The following is a 23,387-nucleotide window of genomic DNA, read 5'->3' on the forward strand; positions in this document are numbered from 1 at the left end:
AGATCGCAAAGACGCTGTTAATCCAACCACTCAGTGTGGAACACACCGTCTTTATCCGTACGCTTATATGTATGCGCGCCGAAGTAATCACGCTGCGCCTGAATCAGGTTGGCAGGCAGCACCGCTGAACGGTAGCTATCGTAGTAATTAATTGCAGCAGAGAACGTTGGCGTTGGGATACCGTTTTGTACCGCATAAGACACAACATCACGCAGTGCTTGCTGGTATTCATCAGCAATCTGCTTGAAGTAAGGAGCCAGTAGCAAGTTAGCTATTTTCGGATTTTCTGCGTATGCATCCGTGATTTTTTGCAAGAACTGCGCGCGGATAATGCAACCTGCGCGGAAGATCTTGGCAATTTCACCGTAATGCAGATCCCAGTTATTTTCGTCAGACGCTGCTTTCAGCTGAGAGAAGCCTTGGGCATAAGAAACGATTTTACCCAGATACAAAGCACGACGAATTTTCTCGATAAATTCCGATTTATCACCGGCGAAAGGCTGTACTTTAGGGCCAGTCAGCACTTTAGATGCCGCAACGCGCTGATCTTTCAGGGAAGACAAATAGCGGGCAAAAACAGATTCGGTAATCAGAGTCAGTGGCTCGCCTAAGTCCAGAGAGCTTTGGCTCGTCCATTTACCGGTGCCTTTGTTGGCAGCTTCATCCAGAATAACATCCACCAGATAAATACCGGCGTCGTCTTTCTTGGTGAAGATATCTTTCGTGATATCAATCAGGTAGCTATTTAGCTCGCCTTTGTTCCACTCAGCAAAGGTGCTTGCCAGTTCTTCGTTGCTCAAACCCAGTGACTGTTTCAGTAACGAGTAGGCTTCTGCGATCAACTGCATGTCGCCGTATTCGATGCCGTTGTGAACCATTTTAACGTAATGACCCGCACCGTCAGCACCGATATAAGCCACACAAGCTTCACCGTCGTCTGCACGCGCGGCAATCTTCTCAAGAATGGGGGCAACCAGCTCGTAAGCTTCTTTCTGACCACCAGGCATAATTGAAGGGCCTTTTAATGCACCCTCTTCGCCACCTGAAACACCCGTGCCGATAAAGTTAAAGCCTTGTGCAGAAAGTTCGCGATTACGGCGGATGGTGTCTTTGTAATAGGTATTACCACCATCAATAAGAATGTCACCTTTATCAAGATGCGGCGTCAGTGAGGCGATAGTTTTATCCGTCGCTTCACCCGCTTTCACCATCAGCAGGATGCGGCGCGGTTTTTCCAGCGAATCAACAAACTCTTCAACGGTATAGCTCGGCACCAGATTTTTACCTGGATTTTCAGCAACGACTTCGTCAGTTTTGTCTGATGAGCGGTTAAAGATAGAGACGGAATAACCACGGCTTTCGATGTTGAGCGCGAGGTTACGGCCCATCACCGCCATACCAACAACGCCAATCTGTTGTTTGGACATTAAAAAAACTCCTGTCTGAAGGATGACACCTGTTACCGGCCTTGAGGCCAACAGGTTTTTGATGTGGGAAACATGTTAACTCAGGATTATGTCCACTGGGTAGTGATTGGTGCGATAGATAGCACAACTGAGTAGTTGCTCATGGCTTAGCCACAATTTAATTTTTGTAGAATATTATATTCATACTTTACTCAGACCTAGAGTGAGTTAAATGTCCCATAATCCAATCACCAAAATAATTAAGTAAGATTTAGAGATCCGCATATTGACTAGTAAAGCTCATAGCAAGCCTTTAGCATAATTCTTGCTTATATCGAAATTAAAACCGTGGTCCATATTATATGAAGACTACTGGTGAGTTATCTAGGTCTATACTGCAAGTTATACTGACCCAAAAGGTAATTCTCTTTTGGTGCTAAAAAACTTACATTACCGTAGGTAACAATAAGCTAATTTAGATTTTCATCCTTCAATAACTTAGTCAATGCTATTTGAGGTTGATTTTCAACATCAGCCTGAATAAAAGACAATAATAATTGAACTCCCAACATTACAGGTAATGCAGCTAACATCACAGTACCACTTGTAGCTGGTTGCCCTGTTATTACAGAACTATGCCAAGAGAAAACTCCATTTATTGCACCAAAAAAGAAGAATATAAGTCCAATAATTAATTCCAATGATGCTATCGAAAACCCTCTTAAAAAATAATTATAGAAAATTCTTTTAATCACATTGTTAACATGCCCTCTAAGGAACGGAAACATTATTTTTTTAATATTTAAGTTAGATGTTTCATCCCCATATACTGCATCCATAGGAATATCAATTACTTTTGCTCTTATAATATTTAGTCTAAAAAGAATATCCGACTCAAAAAAATACCTCTTGCTTATCTTATCTAATGGCAAACGCTTTAATGCAACTGTCGAAATAGCGGTATATCCATTTGTGGGATCAAATAGAGTGTAATAGCCTGAAGAGAATTTAGTAAGAAAAGAAAGAATTGCGTTCCCAAACAATCTGACTTTCGGCATTGACTTTAGAGTATCTATTTCATAAAAACGATTTCCTTTTGTATAGTCCGCATCTCCTTTACATATTGGATTAATAAAATATTTAATAAGTGATGGATCCATTTGGCCGTCGCCATCTACTTTAACAACAATATCCATACCATCCCTGATAGCAGCGGAATAACCAGAAATCACTGCGCCACCGACTCCCATATTTACAGAGTTATATATAACGGATACTCTAGAGTCATTTGAATTCTCTTCTACATATTTACCGGAACCATCTGGACAAAGATCATCTACAACATAGATCTTATCCACTAAATTATCAATTTCATTCAGAACTGATAGAATATGCTGTTTTACTTTATAGCAAGGTAGTACTACTGCCACTTTGGTAGTATGTATCATATACTCTCCAATTTATAAAAAAATAGAATCATAGGATTTAATTTAACTTCCATTGTTTGGTATTAGGGTTATATGAACATAAATTTTTTATCTTATGATTATTGGCATATTCTTGAATTCTTTCTGGATAATTTGGAAATTCAGGGCTAGCAAAATTCCAATCAGGCATATTGAAAGATGCTATACCATTTACAGTGGGTAAATTAATCAACTCAGCAATCATCATTGCAGTTACATTATGTGAATACATATTGTTAACCCAATCGGGAAATGACTGATTAATTCTATCAGCATTCCAAGCTAATATATAAAAAGCTTTGCATTCAGAAGGCGGCAGAGATGTGACACTAACTTTTTCAATCTCGTCTTGACGATTAAATCTAAGATGCTGAGAACTAAGCTCCGAGGCTATTGCAAGAGATGCGATTAAAAACAAGTAAGTTCTTTTAATTTTTAAAACTGATAAAAATACTACTGAAGTTACGACTAATGGAAAAGCTAAAAAAATTTGATAAGTGGATACTGCATTAAAAGCTTTTGCTCCAGGGAAAATATTATATACAAAGAACCAAAGGCTGTGCCCGTAAAAATTCATAACAGATAACCATGTCACAATACTGGTTAAATATGTTATAAAAACAACATTCCCTATTATTGTTTTTTTCTATTTTTGAATATATACACCGATGAAAGAGCGAATATTAGAAACAATACAGGGCTTGCTCCTGTATTATAGTATTCACTGGAAATAATATACTCAGGGTTAATATATAGCAATATTTTATTATATAGAGTCCCAAACAAATAATTATCCGTCCCCAACTGTAACGCATCATAGGGGGAGATTGTATTATTTAAGACCATATCATAAGTTCGTAATGTCACCTCTCGAGATTTTGGATAAAAAACACGTAAAAATGGAAGAAGTGATAAAATAAATGCGACACCTACAATTACAATTGACATTAATTTATTTTTATCAAAACTAACCTTTGAACGATAAAGCATTACATCTTTATAGTTTATAATAATGAATAAAAATAAAAACACCAAAACAAAGTAAGTCCAAAACCATGCCATATAAAAGCATGTTAAGCACCATGCTCCATAGACAACACTAAAAGAAATACCATACCATCGAAGCCGTTGATTATTATTCACCAAAAAATTATTTATTGTCTTATAGAAAAGATACGTGGCTAATGGTGCTATAGCTACAGCGGCTAATTGAAGGCGTGAATTATGGCTCACCATAGCATTATTGATCGTAAATAAGATAGAACCAAATAGTGCCCAACCAACAGGAACTTGAAATATCTTTTTCAGAAGGAGAAAAATTGATATAAAACCAACAAACTTCAATGTAATCCCAGCTAATACTGAAGCTAGGAACGGCTCCACACCAAAAAATCTAAATACGGAATAAAAAATCGCCACAATAAAATAAGCATCCGTCTGAGCTATAGTATTTTTATATGGATAATAATAATTTGTCTCTGACCAATGAGAAAGTCCTTTGAAAACATTATACCAATGTTCAAGTATTGATGAGGATATCACATAATCATATGAGTCTCCTGAAATAAAAGTAAATCCATTTAGTATTTGCCCTCTATATATAACCGATATAGTCATTACAAAAACAATAAAAAACAAAGCACCAAATGTTTTATTCTTACCATAATACATTAATTAGCCCATCCCAAAAATAAAATTAGACCCAACTCCTGATGACTACACATAAATCCATTTTTTGCTTGCGATATAGCCCAAAACTGCAATTATTGGTAAAGAAACTATCTTTCCATAAATAACATCTTTGAAAAAATAAAATGAAATAAATATAATAATTACAGTTATCCAATAGTTAATGAAAACCACCGCAAGATATTTCAAGATCTTACCAATGGCTATTGATGTCTTAAATGTAAACATACTATGTAATATGTAGTTAATCACTAGACCAGAAATATAACCGATGAGTGTTGACAACATTACTTCGTTATAATGAAACATTGAAATTTTCAATGCTATTATATCAACAACAGCAGAGATTATACCTATTAATAGGTAAATTAAGAATTGCCTAGATAAAATCATTCATGAACTTCTTATAAGGAAATTAAAAAAGTAAAACTACGAATCATTTTGATAATTTATTATTTATCGAAAGAATCATCAATCAGATAATGGTGAACTATATAAAGGAAATCATCGCCACCCCCTGACTAAAAATCAAGAAAGGCTATATGTGATAAAACTAAATGCTATAAATAACAACATGAACATCAATCAATACATAAATTAATTGATGTTCATGAATATATTATTATCGAGATTTATAAGGTTACTATCGAAAGTTAGACGAAACTAAGTTTATAATACAAACTCTTTCAGCCACGCCTTAAACTCAGCACCTTGCTGCGGATGACGCAAACCATAAGCAACATAGGCTTGCATATAACCGAGTTTTTCACCGCAGTTATATGACTCTCCCGTCAAGGCAACAGCATCAACAGGCTCTTCCTCTGCCAAAGCATCAATGGCATCAGTCAGTTGGATACGGCCCCAAGCGCCCGGTTTGGTTTTTTCCAATAGCGGCCAAATACTGGCAGACAGCACATAGCGCCCAACAGCCGATAAATTAGATTTTAAATCGGCTGGGCTTTGTGGTTTCTCCACCATGGCTTTGATACGACTGCTCTCTCCAGGGGCCAAAACGGATTTTTCACATGAAATGACGGAGTAGTTTGATAACGCATCAGGTTCGACTGCATGCACTAGCACTTGGCTTGTTCCAGTTTCTTCGAAGCGTTTGACCAACTGAGCAAGGTTATCTCGCATTAAATCTGACTTCGCATCATCAATCAGCACATCCGGGAGCAAGACAGCAAACGGTGCATCCCCTACAAGCGGTTTGGCACATAATACCGCATGACCCAGACCCTCTGCGTGGCCTTGGCGAATGTGCATGATGGTCACGCCCGGTGGGCAGATAGATTGTACTTCGTCCAATAGCTGACGCTTAACACGCGCTTCCAGCATGGCTTCTAATTCATAAGAAGTATCGAAATGGTTTTCTACCGCATTCTTAGATGAATGGGTGATTAAAATAATTTCTTTAATGCCCGCAGCGACGCATTCATTAACGACATATTGGATCAATGGCTTATCGACAATAGGCAGCATTTCTTTTGGAATGGCTTTAGTAGCTGGGAGCATTCTCATGCCCAAGCCTGCAACTGGGATCACTGCTTTCAATTTGGTCATCATTAACCTACTAATCTCTTGAGCGAATTTACAATTTTTCCCGATTCAGCCGTGAAGCTGACGCTAGATGACTTGCTGTTTTAGCCAAGCTGCAAAATTCTCACCTTCGGTAGTATGACGCACACCATAAGTGACAAAGGCCTTCATATAACCCAACTTGTCACCGCAATCGTGAGATTTACCCGTCATATGAAAAGCTTCAACAGGCTCTTGCTCCATCAGCATCGCAATGGCATCAGTTAGCTGAATTTCATCGCCCGCACCACGTGGGGTTTTCTTCAGCAATGGCCAGATGTCTTTCGAAAACACATACCGCCCCACTACCGCAAGGTTTGATGGCGCATCTTCCACTGACGGTTTCTCAACCACTGCCGTCATCAGGGTGCTTTCACCCGGAGCTAAATCGACGTGTCCGCAATCAGCAATCCCGTATTTAGAGACATCTTCTCTAGGCACTGGCTCAACCATAATTTGGCTGCGCCCAGTGTCTTCGAAACGTTTGATCATACTGGCCAGGTTTTCTTTAGATAAGTCGGCCGTTGAATCATCAAGCAAGACGTCTGGCAACAAAACAATAAACGGATTATCACCCACCATCGGCTGGGCGCAAAGCACGGCATGCCCTAGCCCTTTGGCGTGGCCTTGACGCACTTGCATGATGGTCACATCAGGTGGGCAGATATTTTTAATTTCTTTCAAAAGCTGCCGCTTAACGCGCGACTCCAGCGCAGCTTCCAATTCAAATGAGGTATCAAAATGATTTTCTATCGCATTTTTGGAAGAGTGACTGACTAGAACAATCTCTTTTACACCAGCAGCAACACATTCTTTCACGATATATTGGATAAGCGGCTTATCGACCACCGGTAGCATTTCCTTTGGAATCGCCTTGGTCGCTGGCAACATACGCGTCCCAAGTCCAGCGACAGGAATGACTGCTTTCAAAGACTTCATTGCTATAATTCTCCAAATTTAAGCAGTGAAACTGCTTAGTGTAATTCAGCATCCTTAGAAAATAGGCGAGTATTTCCAAATCCTCATCTATTGGGATCAAAGCTTACAACAAAATGTACCTGAATACATTTATAAAAGAGAGGGAATGCTTTATGAAATTATCCGCACTGATTAATGAAAATGTGATGATACTTAATACAAATCTTCATAAAGATAAATAAAATTTAATAGTTAAGCTATCAGATACTGATAATATCATTATAGAGTCTTATATAACTTGAAACCATTTTCTCCGAGGTAAAATGCTCTAAATATCGAATTCTAGCGTTTTCACCAAATTTCTCAGCCAATTCTACATTATTCCAAAGCTGATCCATCGCCGTTCGCAGCGCGACCGGATCTGATGGCGGTATGACTAACCCCGTTTTCTGATCAATATTAATAAAGGTTGTACCTGTTCCTATCTCACTAGAGATTAAAGGCTTTCCATACATCGCGCCTTCCAATAAAGTGATACCAAAAGCTTCAGAACGTAAGTGAGAGGGGAACACTACCGCATAGCAGAGGGATAACAACGCGGCCTTATCCTCGTCGGACACGGCCCCTAAAAAGGATATATTACTTATATTGAGTGCTGATACTTGCCTTTTAAGCTCGGATTCGATCGGACCAGCACCTACAATCACTATGGGATAAGAAGAGTTTTTAGCAGCTTCAATTAGGATATGTAGGCCTTTATAATAGCGGAAGGCACCAACAAACAAGAAAAAACGCGGTCCAAACTTATTACGCCAAAATGCTATACGTTCAGGATTTGAAACTGGGTATGACTTCTCATCCAAACCGTAAGGAATAACACACACTTTATCGGCAAATTTTTTCAGCGTTTCACTTGTGGCAACATAGTTTGGCGAAGCAGCAACAATTTTAGAGACATCACCTAAAAATCGGTTCATCAACGGGGAATACAGTTTCAGTATATTCTTTTGTTTTACGATATCAGAATGATAACTAACTACTGTTGGCTTATTTAAGCTCGCTACGAAATGAACCATATCCATAAATGGGAATGGAAAGTGGTAATGGATAATATCCGCTTGCTGAGCAAGTTTTTTAAAGTCTTGTAAGGCTTGAAAGGAAAAAGGTGTTGAAGCCACCTCTAGATTTATTGGCGAACAATAAACAGAATGTGAACCTATCTTCTGATTTGTGACTGTGCCGCGACGGCTTAAAGAAAGTACCGTTGAATCAATTCCCCTATTTGCCCCTCCTTCACATAACTGAAAAATGACTTGCTCAATACCGCCAAAAGAATCTGGATAATATGTCTTATAAAAATGCAATACTTTTAGCATTATAATTTTATACCTGCTTATAGGCTCTTATTGTATCTTGGGCGCATTGACCCCATGAAAACGTTTCAGCTTTTATCAAGCCTTTGGCTATTGATTTAACCCGCCAGTCATCATCTACAAGACTACTAATAATTGCAGTTGTTAGCCCTTCTACATCCATCGCATCGCACATTAAGCCAGCATCGCCTAAGACTTCAGGCAATGAAGCAGCATTGGAACAAACAACTGGTACACCAGATGCCATTGCTTCAAGCACAGGCAAACCAAAGCCTTCGTAAAGCGATGGGAACAAGAATGTCCTTGCGCCCGCAAAAAGTAAAGGCAAGTCATCTGAGTTCAAATAACCAAGATAAAACAACCAACCTTCCTGTGCAGCAAGCTCAAAGCGACGATGTAGTCCTTCGCTACTCCATCCAGAAAAACCGCAAATAACTAATGGAAATTGAGAGCGAAGCTCAATGGGTAACCGCTCGTAAGCATCCAGTAGCGTTGCAATGTTCTTCCTTGGCTCGATAGTCCCGGTAAATAAGGTATATTGCCCAGCGGTCAGCCCTAGATTAGTCATTAAACTATGCAAAGAAGTATAGTTCCTAGGATAGAAATCACCACTGCTCGCTAAAGGTGCGGATACTATTTTATCGATAGGATAATCAAAATACTCAGCGAGTTCTTTACGGGTAAATTCTGAGTCAGTAATTAAAACATTTGCACGTTTTAAAGTTAACAATAACTCTTTTTGCATATAGCGAACACGATTCTCCGGATGGCATGCTGGCCATTTAAAAATAGAAAGATCATGGAAAGTCGCGACTGAATGTTTCACGTAAGGAGGTAAATAAAAGTTCGTACTATGATAAATAGATTGTGCATAAGGTTTTAGTGCAAAGCTCTTCAACCAAGGTGCAGTAAGCCGATATACCTCACTAGCAAAAGCGCTATTCATTACAACTTTTTTAAGCCCTAATGTAGCATTTGAACTAAGAGTTGGCGTCGGTAAATGATTAGATATCTTTTGGCCTTGAAGAAACAGAAGCTCCGATATCTCATCACTATTTTGCAATTCCCTAGCTAACTCATATGCATAGCGACCAATGCCCGTTAATGGATATTTAATAGCGTCAGCACCAAAAACTACTCTCATTATTTATCTTCCAACATCCATTGAAGTGTCTTCTCTAATGGCGGAGCATTCCAACCTTTGACAATACTTCGTAATTTACTCGCATTCCCGCATAACATTTTTACTTCATTAGCACGAATAAAGGCTGGATTAACACGAATAGAGATATTGTGTAATGTTATCGCCTCGCACAATGCAATGACCTCACGTAATGAGTAGGTCTTGCCAGTACAAACATTGACTGTCTCGCCTATAGGTTTGGCTATTAATAGACCTAGATAAGCTTTAACAAGTGCTCTAACATCTGTAAAATCCCGCCAGACGTCTAGATTACCTAACTCTATCTCGCTTGCTTTATGCCTAAAATGAGAAACAATTTTAGGCAGTAAAAAGTCTTCTGATTGCCCAACACCGGTATAATTAAATGGCCGTGCAATAATAATCGGTAATTTTTCTGTCCATAAGTTGGCCATATATTCCATAGCCAACTTACTCACCGCATAATCATTGGCTGGATTTACCGCCGATGCCTCACTCAATACACCTTCTTGTGTATTTCCATAGACATTAGCACTGCTAGCAAGTAAAACTGCCTCGATATTATCGGCAACGGTGTTCAGAGCAACCAATAAATTCCTGGTGCCCACAACATTTACATTGTAAAAAGCCGCAGGATCTCCGTGGCCAATAAAAGCGATTGCTGCTAGATGTACAACAAGATGAGGTTTCACCTGCTCAACAATAGCGTTGAGCCTTTTCGCATCAAGTAAATCGACTTGAAAATAATCAGATTTAGTTGATGGCTGTGATCCTAAACCAAAAACCCGGTAACCAGCAGCGGATAACTCCGCTGCCATGTAATGGCCCGTGAACCCTTGAATACCGGTGATCAGGGCACGTTTGCCATTGAATTCCATCAGAATGAAAAACCTTGTTGATTACGGCGAAGATCTTCTTCAACCATCATCTGGCAAAGTTCCTCTAAGCTTGTCTTGGGCTCCCAACCCAGAACATCTTTAGCTTTTTGAGGATTACCGATTAGCAATTCAACTTCAGCCGGGCGATAGAACTTAGGATTAACTTTAACTAAAGTCCTTCCTGTTGCTATATCAATCCCAACTTCATGCTCATCATTACCCTCAAAACGCAAATTGAAACCTGCAGCTTTGCATGCCATAGAAACAAAATCACGCACTGTTTCTGTACGATTCGTTGCTAAAACGAAAGTATCAGGAATATCTGCTTGCAGCATACGCCACATACCTTCTACATATTCTTTGGCAAAACCCCAGTCGCGTTTAGCGTCCATATTACCCAACTCTAGAATATCTAGCTTACCCAATTTAATTTTTGCGACTGAATCTGTAATTTTACGAGTAACAAATTCGCGACCACGTAATGGAGACTCATGATTGAAGAGAATACCGCTGCAACCAAAAATACCATAACTTTCACGATAGTTTATCGTCATCCAGTGAGCATATAGCTTAGCAACACCATAAGGGCTGCGAGGATAAAATGGAGTTTCTTCTACTTGAGGTATTGCCTGAACTTTTCCAAACATTTCAGATGTAGAAGCTTGGTAAAAGCGAATTTTGGTATTAACAATACGAATGGCTTCTAATAGATTCAGCGGACCAATACCGGTGATTTCTGCGGTTGTTGCTGGTTGGTCAAATGAAACACCAACAAAACTTTGAGCGGCAAGATTATATACCTCAGTAGCTTGCGTGGTTTGTAACAAGCGAATACTGGCAGAAAGATCGGTAAGATCGTACTCCACCAGATGTAAATTTGGATGCTTATCTATGCCTAATTCTTCAATTCGCCAAAAATTAACAGAACTTGTACGACGGTAAGTACCATAAACTACATATCCTTTCTCAAGTAATAATTCAGCAAGATATGCACCGTCTTGACCTGTGATACCAGTTATTACTGCACTTTTCATTACAACCTCTGATTTATTTAGCTATGTTGATAACTTTTTCAAAAATAGATCTAGCAGACGAATCCCAAGAATTTATTTTATAATTATGTTGAATGTCCTTTTCTTTTGCACTAAGTAAACTCTCATTATAGATGTATTTTTTTAATGCTGCAGCCCATCCTGGAACATCCCATGGATATACATAATCTATAAAATCACCGCCTGCCTCAGGTATCGAAGCAGCATCTGACGCCAAGCAGAATTTATTGTAAGCAAGACTTTCAGATATCGGCAGCCCCCACCCTTCATACACAGATGGATAAACAGTGAATAAACACTCCTTATATAATAAAGAAAGCATACTATCATCTATATTATTATAAATTCTGATTCTACCTTTAACTCTCGGATCCAGCACTATATCTTGTAGAAAATCATTGACACCCCATCCGGGCATGCCAACAAAAACAAGCAATGGAAGATTCTCACAGCCATCATCCAAGAGCTTTACATATGCGCGATAAAGCGTTTCATGATTTTTGCGTCTTTCAATCGTAGAGACATAAAGAATAAACTTTTCATTTTCTAGCTCAATCGGTAGCACACTTTTATTATCATCGGCTAAATTTGGAAAATCACAACCAAGTTGAATAACATCCAATTCAGGTAAAGGTGTACCCATTTCAAGCAAAAGTTGATGCAAGTCATTCTTTGAACAGACAGAAATGCAAAGTATTTTATCAGCACACCAAGCAACGTTTGAAAAGTAATGCCTGAAAGCAACAGATACATTACCAACACATAAGTGTGGTAATTTTACTGGGATAATATCATAACAAAATAGTATTATTTTTAGGGATAATTCTTTTTTTAAACTATATAGATAAGTTAAATCTTTTTGATCCCAATCTAATCCTAAAGATAGGTATGTATCATTCTTTGAAAAAGGTGAAGTTCTTTTTATATCTCTTGATTGTGATTTTATGCTTGAAGTTTTATTTTTAGAAGTTTTTAACAACTCACTGAATCCTGCCTTTAAATTCCTCGCACTAGCGAGAAAGTATGTGAAGGCACCTTTGTTCCGAATTAAGAATGAATGAAATGAACTAGAAATACGACGTGGCAATTTTGAGTTATATTTTAGAAATAAACCTTTAAGCCTTTGTTCTAAAGTAATATCATTTTTAGCATGAGCATTACTTATTATTTTTTTGCTTTCAGATGATTTGTGGAAATTTGAGAAGTACGAAGTAACAGTTTCCTTGTTAACTTCCTGATAACCTTTATGGGAATCATAGATACAAAATTTTATATCTTTATCCAATTTTTCAATAGCATATTTAGCACATTCCGCTTCAACCCTTATTATACCAACCGCAGGTCGGTTCCATTTGCTGATAGTTGTTACATCCATCCAAACAAATGACATTTATTTTTCCTTAATTAATTTCTTGACAGTAACAGGGATTATTTGAAGGCAATTATCCCATAATAAGTCTTGCTTATCATCTTGATCTTGCATCTCAGCATTGATTTCAATTTCACTTAAAACACAACGAATTGATGACATAAATTCGCTGGTGCTCGAGCATACAATTAATTTATTTGAGTTTGCGTAGCGCTCATACCCTCTCAATGCAGTTTCAGTAGCAATCACATATTTATTTGAATACAAGGCTTCGGCAGTTTTAATATTAGAACCTCCGCCATGAGGAATTGGCAACAGAAAGGCAGTTGCTAATTCTTTTACTGCAGCCAAATCTTCATCTGAAAGCATATAAAGTAGCTGCAACCTGTCTTGATTAATACTACTATAATCAGAATCAATCAACTGGTTATAAAGGCTCTCACAAACGCTACCAACAACTACAAGTTTTGAGTCTGGAGGTATACAAGCTAGTGAATCACCAACACAAGCTTTAAAACCTTTAAAGTTAGGAGGGTGTCCGCTTGCAACGTATAAAATCCAAGGGGATTTAGGTAATCGCTCTTTCCAATATTTTAATTTTTCAGCCGAAGCTTTCCATTTAGCAATACCATTTCTAGCTAGAGTAACATTTCTCGCTCCAAAACCGGATAATATCTCAACATCGTTTTCCGTGACTGCACAAGTAATATCAGCTTCTAATGCTGCAGTTATTTCTAATTGCTTAATTTTTTCGACCACTAATTCAGAATCACTAATAGAATAGCTATCTAAAATATCTTTTTTAAGTAACCATTCAATATTTTGGGAACCATAAATTAGTATGGGTTTTTTAGTCAAAAAATCATTCTGTAACCGATTTACTAATGGCCATAGCCACGGTTGCTCAATATGAATCACATCTATGTCATTAGGAATTCTTTGTACAAAATCTTGAAAAAAAGCATCATCCTTTGAAACATATTCACCGCTTTGGAGATCAGTAATTAGCGGTATCAATTTACCTTCGAATTTTCTGTACGGTGAGTTAATTTCAAATGGCATATCAAGTGATTCTACATCACCTTTAGAATAACTTTCTGGTTCATATAGAGCAAAATTAATAACTTGAAATCCATTATTCTCGTATACTTTCTTTATATTTGAAACTCTTACCTGCCCCCCATGCCTAGGGTTCAGTATTGGATACGTACTTAACAACAGTACCTTAATTGACATATTTACCTTCAGTTTTAATATTCATAATAATATTAGCCATTGAATTATTAGTAATTAAGAATCTAATTTCCATGGTGAACAATTACATTATCCTACGGCATTTTTTTATTAATAAGAGCTTTAAGATTTTTAATATTCAGGCCGAAACTCTTATTTTTTATTTTCAAATCAGCCTCATCAATAAACTTGTTAAGTTTCTGCACTTCTAACTTTAAGTCATCTACTGTTCTAGCAAGCTCGTCTATTTTACGGTTGGATTCATTAATCATCTCTTTAATTTCATTATTTAACATTTCTCTCTCCGCTAACTGTACTAAATAATATTTCAGATGACAGTCATATATATCATTCTCACTTGGATTATTTAATCTCCAATCATAATATTCTTTATTATATAAGAATTCTAATGGCACAATATAATTGAGAAGAGAAAAATTGAGTGCTTTTATAGTGTATTCTTGATCAGCACATTCACTGAACAACTTAAACGGGGAGTCACCTAAAATAACAACTTTTTTTCCATATAAAATTGCTTCAATTCCAATACTAGAATTGATGGTTACTATTTCTTTAGACTTAATAATAAACTCTTGTGGGCTTAACTTTTCACTACTTGGAGTTATTTCAGAATAGTCAACATATCCTGAAGGATGTTTTCTTATTAAAACATTATTAGATAAACTTCTACAGTATCTTATGAGTTCATAATTTGAAAAGCCATTTGAAAAAGCAAGAATATTAGAGTCATCTTCGACTTGGAGCGGAACACCTATATCAAAAATCTCTTCGAGATTAGCCGGTTCCGGTGGCTCATTTACCCTAAACAGCCGTAACAGATAATCACGATCAAAGTTATTATTAACTGGCTCCATACTTGTTACATTTAAAGTATCAAACCTCTGCTTAAGTTCGGTATTTCCATTTACACCTTGAAAGTCAAAATAACATGTACCTATATAATCAGGTGCTCGCAATGGCCCCATTTCATTATGTATTACACGTAATCCTAATTTTTCAGCAACAAACTTAACACTTGGTATATTACACCATAGAACAACTGCAGAAATATCACAATTTGATTTCAAATCATTAAAGATATCAATTATTAATGCTTCTAGAGGCAGATATCGTTCTGTCAGTAATTTACTCCAAACAATGTTCTTAGATTTATATTTATCCTCTAAGTCTTGAAATATCTTAGTGTCAATAAAAACCTTTTCTACACTATTCAAAATATCTAATGTTGGGATATTTGCATTATATGATGCTAACCAATTTTTAGGTATATCTTGATGAGGTACATCAAAGATTTTTTCTTGCCCTATATGTATAGATGACTCAAGAGGAAATCTATCTAATGAAAGATAGAAACTCGTTAAAAAAGTTGTGTGTGTATATTTCACATCATAAGGTAACCAAAAAAAAACAAATTTATTATCTTTTTTTGAAAACATATATATTCACCTGACCTTGAACGTGTTCAATAGGATACATATCTACCTCATTTAATAATTGATGAGTATTAACTCCAGATTCATCAAACTTATAAACATTTTGGCCATACCAGGTGATTAGTTCTAAGTCAGTTCCAAATTTATCTAAAAAATCACTATGTGTATAATGTCTAAAGTGAAATTTGTGTGGATTTAAAACTAAACTGTGTATTTCTTCATTAGGAACAGAAACAATAATCAATCCATTAGATTTACAAGATTTTTTTATTTCATCAAACAAAAGTCCATCTTTATCAACATGTTCTAGAGATTCAAAACATGTAATTATATCAAAGGTATTTACTGGTAATGTGAACGGATAAAGTTTATTTGAGAATATGTTATTTTCTCTAGTAAAGTTAATGTTGGCTTCATTAATAGCTTCTGATGAACCATCAATTCCAATGAAATTAACATTAGAAAAATTTGAGGACAGCATATAAGTGCCATATCCATTACCACAAAAAATATCCGCACCATTCAATATGGGTTCTTCTTTTTTCAGCATAATATCTATTGCTAATTCGTATCGAGAGGTATGATCACGCCGAATACCCTCTACAGTATTAGCTGTTTGTCGTTCACCACTATACAGAGAATAATCTTTTATATCACTAATCGGTTTATCAACAATTTCCTGCTCAATATTGCTGATATTATCGCTCACTGGATTATTAATCCCCTGATTATTTTTATCATTTTTTAGTAATTTCAACATCTGCTTTAACATACAATATCCCTCCAAAATTATTTTTCAAAAGATTACTTGGCGTATTGACCGTAAATACCTTAGCACAGAAAACTCGATCATAAAAATCAGCAGAATATGGATCATCCTTAATACCGATATCTATTCTGTAATCTCCCATGAAAAACGGAATTTTGAACTTCCATGAAACAATTGCAACATTATCCTTTTCCATATTGGAAAGCTTTTTATTATAATAATTAGAGTTCATACTCAGTAGAGGGAAACCTGCCTTATCACCTATTAATAAACCGATAACAGCTCCTGATGGTGTATCTTCGTTGCAGCGAATAGTGGCTTTAAATATAACTTCATCTTCTGCATAAAAGGAATTACTCTCTTCACCATCAGAATTTAGGATTTCAAAACTAATAAATTCAAGATTCTTACTACCAGTATCTACAAGTAGTGAGTTTGCTCTTAGGTTTGGATCGACTTTAATTTCGTCATTTGACACTTCAGAATGTTCTATCTTTACATTCTTATTTCCGCTACTGGATTTTTTTTCAACTAAGTCATTTTGATAAAAATCACAAACTGTTGCTGCATCACCAATAGATCTAATCTCACCATCAGCTATATATATTGCTCTGTTGCAAAACTGTCTTACTTGTGCAAGAGAATGGCTCACAAAAAGAATAGTTACTTTATCTGCAAGTAACGAGTTCATCCGTTGCATACATTTTGCTTGAAATGCTAAATCACCAACACTGAGCGCTTCATCGACAATTAGAATATCTGGTTTTACAGCAGTCGCTACCGAAAATGCCACTCGTGCTTGCATGCCACTTGAATATGTCCTTACTGGTTTATCAAAATAATCACCAACGGCCGCAAAGCTTTCAATTTCAGGCATAATGCTAGAAATCTCCTCTTCGCTGAACCCTAAAAGCTGGCCCGCCATATAAGCATTCTGGCGCCCAGTGAAATCAGGATGAAACCCCATACCAAGCTCAAGCAACGCTGCTACACGGCCTTCTTTATATATTGAACCTGTCGTTGGTGCGGTAGTACCTGTAATCATTTTGAGGAGAGTACTTTTACCTGCACCATTGACACCGATAATACCAACAGACTCACCTGGACTTATAGAAAAAGTTATATTCTTTAATATCCATTTTTCCGTATGTCTTTTTTTATATGGAATAGAAATCCATTCAACAAAACGACTGAATTTGGTCGGATACTGCTTATATGCCTTTCCAACATTATTAACAATAATACTGCTCATTATAATTCATCCACCATATCTGCAGAATGCTTCTTGAAAAGTTTTAAGCCTAAAATACAAAAAATGACGGATAAAAATATTACAAATTTCAATGGTGCCAGCGTTGGCCACTGTCCATGAACAAAGATATTTTGATATGAACCTATTAAGCCAGCCATTGGATTCCACCTGATCAAGCCTTGAGCCCACTCAGGTAATGTTCCAATCATATAAACTATGGGGGTGAACCAGAACCAGAATTGAAGCAATATATTGACAAATTGCCCGACATCACGAAAGAACACGTTAACTACGCCTAGAGTTATTCCCAGCCCAATTGCAAAAATAATCTGTAATATTATAAGAGGTATAATACCAAGAATAACCAGGCCGGGGAAATTCCCACTTATTAATAGGAATAAAATGAAAAGAGTAAATATTATTAAAAAATTCAACAATGACGATAAAGCAACAATTAATGGCAAACAAATTCTTGGGAAATTAAGTTTCTTTAATAAGTTAGCATTATCTGTAAATACATTTTGGCTTCTAGATAGAATTTCGGCAAACAGTCCCCATGTTAATATGCCTGCACATAAATATATGCTGTAAGAGAATGATCCTGATGTTTGCGGCAAGCGTGCTTGCATCAATTGAGAAAAAATAACCGTATATACAACTATCATAGATAAAGGTTGTAATACTAACCAAGAGACACCTAACATACTCATTTGGTAGCGTGACTGAAAATCTCGCTTCACGCTGCCAAAAATGAAGCCTCGGTATCGATAAATTGCCAATAACATCTCTTTCACGATTATTTTCCACCTAGCAGTGCTAATATTTCTTTTGTCTTACTCTGCATTAGTACCATACTCCCCACAGACTCAACATTTAAGCGGACCACTGGTTCTGTATTAGACACTCTTAAATTAAACCGCCAATCACTATACTCGATACTAATTCCATCCGTTAAATCAATAGCAACAGCGTCGAGCTCGTAAATAGTTCTAATTTTAGTAATACTGTCTTTAGCATCTTTTAGTTTGAGGTTAATTTCACCTGATGCAGGAAACTCTCGAATACGATCACCAACTAATTGACTCAAGGATTTATGCTTCACGCATAATAACTCAGCAACCAGCAGCCATGGAATCATTCCGCTGTCACAATATGCGAAGTCTCTGAAATAATGGTGTGCACTCATTTCACCACCATACACGGCATCTTCTTTGCGCATACGCTCTTTGATAAAAGCATGTCCCGTTTTCGACATGACTGGAATACCGCCTGCATTTTCAACGATATCAATTGTATTCCAGGTTAACCGAGGGTCATGAATTATCTTGGCACCGGCTTCTTTCTTTAAGAAGGCCTCAGCCAGCAACCCTACAATATAGTAACCTTCAATGAACTTTCCATTTTCATCAAACAGGAAACAACGATCAAAATCGCCATCAAATGCAATCCCCATATCAGCATGAGAGTCAATGACTGACTTTTCAGTATCAGCACGGCATTCAGGTAATAGCGGATTGGGAATACCATTGGGGAATGTACCATCAGGATGATGGTGAAGTTTTACAAATTCGATGGGTAGATGCGCAGCAATAAAACGTTTTTCTATTTCATCAATAACATGCCCTGCAGCACCATTACCAGAGTTAATGACTAATTTTAGTGGGCGAGTGAAGTTTTTAAAATCGATATAGCTCATTAAGTGGTCAACATACTCTTTAAGTATCGAGATTGTTTTATAGCTACCTCTTTTATTTTTATCGACCGACTTAAAGTTATTTTTTTCAGCCAACTCTTGTATATCACGTAAGCCAGTATCACCACTTATTGGCTTAGCATTATCTCTAACTAACTTCATACCGTTATAATTGATTGGATTATGACTAGCAGTCACTTCTATTCCGCCATCGACTCCTAAAAAAAAAGTAGCGAAATAAATCTCCTCCGTACCACTTAGTCCAATATCCAAAACATCACTCCCGGCATCCATCAGTCCTTCAGCCAAGGCCATTTTTAATGATTCACTTGTCAAACGAACATCACCACCGACAACAACTGTTTTAGGCTTTAAATATTCACCGAAGGCTCGACCAATACGGTAAGCAATATCTTCATTTAATTCTGAGCCCAATTGACCACGAATGTCATAGGCTTTAAAACAAGTTAGGGTATTCATTCTTTCCTCTAAATCAGCAGCGACCATAGTGGTCTTTAATTCTGATGATATCGTCATCTTCCAAATAAGAACCTGACTGAACTTCAATCAATTCAAGTGGGATTTTCCCCGGATTCTCAAGCATATGAAGCGAGCCAATAGGAATAAAAGTCGATTGATTTTCAGTGATTAAGAATGTTCTATCCCCAATAGTGACTTTTGCCGTACCCGATAAAACAATCCAATGTTCTGCTCGGTGATGATGCATTTGCATAGAGAATGCACCGCCAGGTTTCACTGTGATACGGTTAACATTAAAGCGCTGCTCATTAACCACGATATCGCTGCGCCCCCATGGTCGATAGGTTTCTCTATGGCGCCGATATTCACTACGCTTCGTTTTTTTCAGGTGTTCAACAACTTTTTTAACATCTTGTACTTTAGATTTGTCCACCACTAAAACGGCATCTTTAGTACTCACGATCACCAAATTATCGACACCCACCGCCGCAATTAATTTCTCATCAGTATTGATATAACAATTCTGTGTGTCATGCAGGAATGCATCGCCTGTAATGGCATTCCCAAATTCATCCTTATGACTAACATCCCACAGCGCGGACCAGGACCCTACATCACTCCAACCGGCATCAAGAGACACGACAACAGCACTGCTCGTTTTTTCCATAACGGCATAGTCGATAGATTCATCCGGACAAACGCTAAATTTATCCCGATCGATGGTGATAAAATCATTATCTGAGTCCGTATCTTTCATTGCAGCCTTGCAGGCTTCAAGTATATCCGGCCTGAATCTCTGTAGTTCCTCAATATAACGTTTGGCGCGGAACATAAACATGCCACTATTCCAATAATACTCACCCGTACGAATATATTGCTCTGCTGTTTCGATATCTGGTTTTTCAACAAAACGTTTAACTGTGAATGCCTCAGAAAGATCACTAACCGTTACTTCACCACGATGTATATAACCATAACCAGTTTCAGGGCCGGTTGGTACAATGCCAAAGGTCACTAGACTGTCTTTTTCGGCAAACGGAAGTGCATCTCTAACCGCTTGGTGGAAAGCATCATTGTCATTGATGATGTGGTCGGCTGCTAACACCAACATAATTGGGTCATCACCTTGGGAAATAGCATTTAGTGCAGCCAACGCAATAGCAGGGGCTGTATTACGACCAACTGGTTCCAATATTATATTATGAGATAGCTTATTAATTTGACGCAATTGTTCCGCGACCAAGAATCGATGTTCCTCATTACAAATGACAACAGGTTCTCTGGCTGAAATCCCTTCTAGACGGTTCACTGTTTCCTGCAGCATTGAACTTACCCCATGTAAACGTAAAAATTGTTTTGGGTAAAGTTCTCTTGACATCGGCCACAGACGACTTCCTGTTCCGCCCGCCATAATCACTGGAAGTAACATCATTTATCCTTAATAACGATAATGTTGCATTTTGAATGTACTAAACCCTACGTACAAAGTTACAAATGAGAATAAAAATCATTCCATGCGAAATAATTTATATTGAATTCATCCAATTTAACAACGCTACCGCCCTTGGCTTTACAGCTACCAATAGCTAATTGAGCATATTTTCAGCATTTATAAGTATAGCTAAAAATTGATACATATCTCTATTGAGCAAAATTTGCTCTTGTCGTTATTTATACTTATTATCCATTATATAATATTAACTTTAACTAAGAAATGTCTGTTAGTTTAATTTAACCATTGAGCTTCTTCATTTCAAAATTTACATAGTTATTTCAAAGCGTTGCAAAGCAATAGTTCTTCTTTTTACATTTATTGTCCTTATCAATAATATCATCCATTTCCTATATATAAATTTGAAAAATTGATGTTATAGGCTCATTATTCTCTCTTATAGCAGAAGCCACAAAGATAAGGTGTAATTAGAAATATGGAATGGATCGCAGATCCTACTATTTGGGCAGGACTGGCGACGCTGGTTGTGCTCGAAATTGTGTTGGGTATCGATAACCTGATATTTATTGCCATTTTGGCCGAAAAATTGCCTCGTCATCAGCGAGATAAAGCCCGAGTTACCGGTTTACTGTGCGCATTGTTAATGCGTTTGGTGCTATTAGCCAGTATCTCGTGGTTAGCCACATTAACTGCCCCATTAGTGAGCCTTTCCGGACATCCATTCAGTGCCCGTGACTTGATTATGCTGGTTGGGGGGATATTCCTGCTATTCAAAGCCACCATGGAGCTCAATGAGCGGCTTGAGGGCAAGGACCACCAGCAAAACCAGCAACGCAAAGGTGCACGCTTCTGGCCTGTAGTGGCGCAGATTGTGGTGCTCGATGCCATCTTCTCGCTCGACTCGGTGATTACCGCTGTTGGTATGGTGGATCACCTTGCCGTAATGATGGCGGCTGTTTGTATCGCGATTGGTTTGATGCTGTTAGCCAGCAAGCCATTAACCCGCTTCGTGAATGCTCACCCGACGATTGTCATCCTGTGTTTGAGTTTCTTGCTGATGATCGGTTTCAGTTTAGTGGCCGAAGGTTTTGGCTACCACATTCCGAAGGGATACCTGTACGCCGCGATTGGTTTCTCCGTCATTATTGAATCGCTCAATCAATTCGCTCAATTCAACCGCCGCCGCTTCTTATCAACGGTTCGTCCCCTACGAGAAAGAACCGCAGAGGCAGTGCTGCGCATGCTCAGTGGTAAACACGAAGAAGCTGAGCTGGATAACCACACTGCCAACCTAATAGCCGATGGTAGCAGTGGTGGCCAAGAGGTCTTCAATGATCAAGAACGCCGGATGATTGAGCGTGTTTTAGGGCTGGCCCAGCGTACGGTGAGTAGCATCATGACCTCGCGCCATGATGTGGAGTATCTAGACCTTAACGATCCGCCGGAAAAACTCACTCAGTTGTTAACCAAAAATCTGCATACCCGAATCGTGGTGACGGAAGACAGTTCTACAGATGAACCTTTGGGTGTCATTCACGTCATTGATTTGTTGAAACAGCAGCTCTCGGGCGAAAAACTTGATTTACGGGCGCTGATTCGTCAGCCATTGATTTTCCCTGAACAAGTCTCGCTGTTGATGGCATTGGAACAATTCCGCCAAGCGCAAACCCATTTTGCTTTTGTCGTCGATGAGTTCGGTTCCATCGAAGGTGTGGTTACCCTGACTGATGTGATGGAAACGATTGCCGGTAATCTGCCGGTCGCCGGTGAAGAGTTGGATGCTCGCCATGATATTCAGCAAACGGAAGATGGTTGCTGGATTGCCAATGGTTATATGCCACTGGAAGATTTAGTGCTTTATCTGCCACTGCCCATTGATGATAAACGCGAGTATCACACCTTGGCCGGACTGTTGATGGAGTACACCCAGCGGATACCACAGGTGGGTGAACAATTGAAGATAGGGGATTATCTGTTTGAACCGCTAGAGGTGAGCAGCCACCGCATCTTGAAGGTGAAAATAACCCCGTTAAAAGTGCCGGACCCAGATTACGAAGTGTAATTTTTTAGTGATGGGAAACGCCCATCACGCGGAAAAATAAAGCCGAGTTACTTTATGGCATTAGTCCATATCGCAACTCGGCTTTTTATTTATCGATTTA

General features: G+C 38.0%; 20 protein-coding genes. 1 reads left to right on the forward strand and 19 read right to left on the reverse strand.

Annotated features, from left to right (window positions below):
• Positions 1-17: 17 nt before the first annotated feature.
• The 19 genes from gndA to BN68_RS07460 all read right to left on the reverse strand — a co-directional run bounded on the left by gndA (position 18) and on the right by BN68_RS07460 (position 21,201).
• Positions 18-1,427: an NADP-dependent phosphogluconate dehydrogenase gene (gene gndA / locus BN68_RS07370; RefSeq protein ID WP_019210521.1), complete on the reverse strand. Its 1,410-nt coding sequence runs from the start codon at positions 1,425-1,427 to the stop codon at positions 18-20.
• Between the two features lie 449 nt (positions 1,428-1,876).
• Positions 1,877-2,854 (reverse strand): glycosyltransferase family 2 protein, encoded by a 978-nt coding sequence (locus tag BN68_RS07375; RefSeq protein WP_019210522.1) that lies wholly within the window; start codon positions 2,852-2,854, stop codon positions 1,877-1,879.
• Positions 2,855-2,891: 37 nt separating this feature from the next.
• Complete coding sequence (locus BN68_RS07380) at positions 2,892-3,449, reverse strand: hypothetical protein (RefSeq protein ID WP_019210523.1); 558 nt, start codon at positions 3,447-3,449, stop codon at positions 2,892-2,894.
• 56 nt (positions 3,450-3,505) lie between these two features.
• The gene (locus BN68_RS07385) at positions 3,506-4,543 is read right to left on the reverse strand and encodes a hypothetical protein (RefSeq protein ID WP_019210524.1); all 1,038 of its coding nucleotides are present in this window, start codon (positions 4,541-4,543) and stop codon (positions 3,506-3,508) included.
• A 45-nt stretch (positions 4,544-4,588) separates the two neighbouring features.
• Positions 4,589-4,954 (reverse strand): GtrA family protein, encoded by a 366-nt coding sequence (locus BN68_RS24575; RefSeq protein WP_019210525.1) that lies wholly within the window; start codon positions 4,952-4,954, stop codon positions 4,589-4,591.
• Between the two features lie 276 nt (positions 4,955-5,230).
• Positions 5,231-6,124, reverse strand: a complete 894-nt coding sequence (galU, locus tag BN68_RS07395; protein WP_042806554.1) for a UTP--glucose-1-phosphate uridylyltransferase GalU — start codon at positions 6,122-6,124, stop codon at positions 5,231-5,233.
• Positions 6,125-6,187: 63 nt separating this feature from the next.
• Positions 6,188-7,078: a UTP--glucose-1-phosphate uridylyltransferase GalU gene (galU, locus tag BN68_RS07400; RefSeq protein ID WP_019210527.1), complete on the reverse strand. Its 891-nt coding sequence runs from the start codon at positions 7,076-7,078 to the stop codon at positions 6,188-6,190.
• Positions 7,079-7,317: 239 nt separating this feature from the next.
• The gene (locus tag BN68_RS07405) at positions 7,318-8,433 is read right to left on the reverse strand and encodes a glycosyltransferase family 4 protein (RefSeq protein ID WP_019210528.1); all 1,116 of its coding nucleotides are present in this window, start codon (positions 8,431-8,433) and stop codon (positions 7,318-7,320) included.
• 7 nt (positions 8,434-8,440) lie between these two features.
• Positions 8,441-9,574 carry a glycosyltransferase family 4 protein gene (locus tag BN68_RS07410; RefSeq protein WP_019210529.1) on the reverse strand — a complete coding sequence of 378 codons (1,134 nt, stop codon included), beginning with the start codon at positions 9,572-9,574 and terminating at the stop codon, positions 8,441-8,443.
• Positions 9,574-10,470 carry a GDP-mannose 4,6-dehydratase gene (locus tag BN68_RS07415; RefSeq protein ID WP_019210530.1) on the reverse strand — a complete coding sequence of 299 codons (897 nt, stop codon included), beginning with the start codon at positions 10,468-10,470 and terminating at the stop codon, positions 9,574-9,576. The genes BN68_RS07410 and BN68_RS07415 overlap by 1 nt, the downstream gene beginning before the upstream one ends.
• Positions 10,470-11,504, reverse strand: coding sequence for a GDP-mannose 4,6-dehydratase (gene gmd, locus BN68_RS07420; protein WP_019210531.1), 1,035 nt, complete (start codon positions 11,502-11,504; stop codon positions 10,470-10,472). The genes BN68_RS07415 and gmd overlap by 1 nt, the downstream gene beginning before the upstream one ends.
• A gap of 13 nt (positions 11,505-11,517) precedes the next feature.
• Positions 11,518-12,912, reverse strand: a complete 1,395-nt coding sequence (locus BN68_RS22885; RefSeq protein WP_019210532.1) for a glycosyltransferase family 4 protein — start codon at positions 12,910-12,912, stop codon at positions 11,518-11,520.
• Positions 12,913-14,127, reverse strand: coding sequence for a glycosyltransferase family protein (locus tag BN68_RS07430; RefSeq protein WP_019210533.1), 1,215 nt, complete (start codon positions 14,125-14,127; stop codon positions 12,913-12,915). It lies immediately after the preceding gene.
• 92 nt (positions 14,128-14,219) lie between these two features.
• On the reverse strand, positions 14,220-15,581 hold the full coding sequence (locus BN68_RS07435; protein ID WP_019210534.1) for a GT99 family glycosyltransferase N-terminal domain-containing protein: 1,362 nt from the start codon (positions 15,579-15,581) through the stop codon (positions 14,220-14,222).
• On the reverse strand, positions 15,562-16,350 hold the full coding sequence (locus tag BN68_RS22890; RefSeq protein ID WP_019210535.1) for a class I SAM-dependent methyltransferase: 789 nt from the start codon (positions 16,348-16,350) through the stop codon (positions 15,562-15,564). The genes BN68_RS07435 and BN68_RS22890 overlap by 20 nt, the downstream gene beginning before the upstream one ends.
• Entirely contained in the window at positions 16,316-17,599 is a 1,284-nt protein-coding gene (locus tag BN68_RS24430) for an ABC transporter ATP-binding protein (RefSeq protein WP_019210536.1), read from the reverse strand. Before BN68_RS24430 ends, BN68_RS22890 begins: the two co-directional genes overlap by 35 nt.
• Entirely contained in the window at positions 17,599-18,384 is a 786-nt protein-coding gene (locus BN68_RS07450) for an ABC transporter permease (RefSeq protein ID WP_042806557.1), read from the reverse strand. The genes BN68_RS24430 and BN68_RS07450 overlap by 1 nt, the downstream gene beginning before the upstream one ends.
• A gap of 11 nt (positions 18,385-18,395) precedes the next feature.
• Positions 18,396-19,772, reverse strand: a complete 1,377-nt coding sequence (gene cpsG / locus BN68_RS07455) for a phosphomannomutase CpsG (protein ID WP_019210538.1) — start codon at positions 19,770-19,772, stop codon at positions 18,396-18,398.
• A 13-nt stretch (positions 19,773-19,785) separates the two neighbouring features.
• Positions 19,786-21,201 carry a mannose-1-phosphate guanylyltransferase/mannose-6-phosphate isomerase gene (locus tag BN68_RS07460; protein ID WP_042806424.1) on the reverse strand — a complete coding sequence of 472 codons (1,416 nt, stop codon included), beginning with the start codon at positions 21,199-21,201 and terminating at the stop codon, positions 19,786-19,788.
• A gap of 499 nt (positions 21,202-21,700) precedes the next feature.
• Here BN68_RS07460 and BN68_RS07465 point away from each other — a divergent pair, with 499 nt between their 5' ends.
• A complete protein-coding gene (locus BN68_RS07465; protein ID WP_019210540.1) occupies positions 21,701-23,287 on the forward strand; it encodes a TerC family protein in 1,587 nt (528 codons plus the stop codon).
• The last annotated feature ends 100 nt before the right edge of the window (positions 23,288-23,387 follow it).

The organism is Yersinia massiliensis CCUG 53443 (assembly GCF_000312485.1).
GTDB lineage: Bacteria > Pseudomonadota > Gammaproteobacteria > Enterobacterales > Enterobacteriaceae > Yersinia > Yersinia massiliensis.

What these genes read in the sequence shown, in the direction of transcription:
- gndA (WP_019210521.1), bottom strand. Translation starts at nt 1,427, where the DNA reads ATGTCCAAACAACAGATTGGCGTTGTTGGTATGGCGGTGATGGGCCGT.
- BN68_RS07375 (WP_019210522.1), bottom strand. Translation starts at nt 2,854, where the DNA reads ATGATACATACTACCAAAGTGGCAGTAGTACTACCTTGCTATAAAGTA.
- BN68_RS07380 (WP_019210523.1), bottom strand. Translation starts at nt 3,449, where the DNA reads ATGAATTTTTACGGGCACAGCCTTTGGTTCTTTGTATATAATATTTTC.
- BN68_RS07385 (WP_019210524.1), bottom strand. Translation starts at nt 4,543, where the DNA reads ATGTATTATGGTAAGAATAAAACATTTGGTGCTTTGTTTTTTATTGTT.
- BN68_RS24575 (WP_019210525.1), bottom strand. Translation starts at nt 4,954, where the DNA reads ATGATTTTATCTAGGCAATTCTTAATTTACCTATTAATAGGTATAATC.
- galU (WP_042806554.1), bottom strand. Translation starts at nt 6,124, where the DNA reads ATGACCAAATTGAAAGCAGTGATCCCAGTTGCAGGCTTGGGCATGAGA.
- galU (WP_019210527.1), bottom strand. Translation starts at nt 7,078, where the DNA reads ATGAAGTCTTTGAAAGCAGTCATTCCTGTCGCTGGACTTGGGACGCGT.
- BN68_RS07405 (WP_019210528.1), bottom strand. Translation starts at nt 8,433, where the DNA reads ATGCTAAAAGTATTGCATTTTTATAAGACATATTATCCAGATTCTTTT.
- BN68_RS07410 (WP_019210529.1), bottom strand. Translation starts at nt 9,574, where the DNA reads ATGAGAGTAGTTTTTGGTGCTGACGCTATTAAATATCCATTAACGGGC.
- BN68_RS07415 (WP_019210530.1), bottom strand. Translation starts at nt 10,470, where the DNA reads ATGGAATTCAATGGCAAACGTGCCCTGATCACCGGTATTCAAGGGTTC.
- gmd (WP_019210531.1), bottom strand. Translation starts at nt 11,504, where the DNA reads ATGAAAAGTGCAGTAATAACTGGTATCACAGGTCAAGACGGTGCATAT.
- BN68_RS22885 (WP_019210532.1), bottom strand. Translation starts at nt 12,912, where the DNA reads ATGTCATTTGTTTGGATGGATGTAACAACTATCAGCAAATGGAACCGA.
- BN68_RS07430 (WP_019210533.1), bottom strand. Translation starts at nt 14,127, where the DNA reads ATGTCAATTAAGGTACTGTTGTTAAGTACGTATCCAATACTGAACCCT.
- BN68_RS07435 (WP_019210534.1), bottom strand. Translation starts at nt 15,581, where the DNA reads ATGTTTTCAAAAAAAGATAATAAATTTGTTTTTTTTTGGTTACCTTAT.
- BN68_RS22890 (WP_019210535.1), bottom strand. Translation starts at nt 16,350, where the DNA reads ATGTTAAAGCAGATGTTGAAATTACTAAAAAATGATAAAAATAATCAG.
- BN68_RS24430 (WP_019210536.1), bottom strand. Translation starts at nt 17,599, where the DNA reads ATGAGCAGTATTATTGTTAATAATGTTGGAAAGGCATATAAGCAGTAT.
- BN68_RS07450 (WP_042806557.1), bottom strand. Translation starts at nt 18,384, where the DNA reads ATGTTATTGGCAATTTATCGATACCGAGGCTTCATTTTTGGCAGCGTG.
- cpsG (WP_019210538.1), bottom strand. Translation starts at nt 19,772, where the DNA reads ATGAATACCCTAACTTGTTTTAAAGCCTATGACATTCGTGGTCAATTG.
- BN68_RS07460 (WP_042806424.1), bottom strand. Translation starts at nt 21,201, where the DNA reads ATGTTACTTCCAGTGATTATGGCGGGCGGAACAGGAAGTCGTCTGTGG.
- BN68_RS07465 (WP_019210540.1), top strand. Translation starts at nt 21,701, where the DNA reads ATGGAATGGATCGCAGATCCTACTATTTGGGCAGGACTGGCGACGCTG.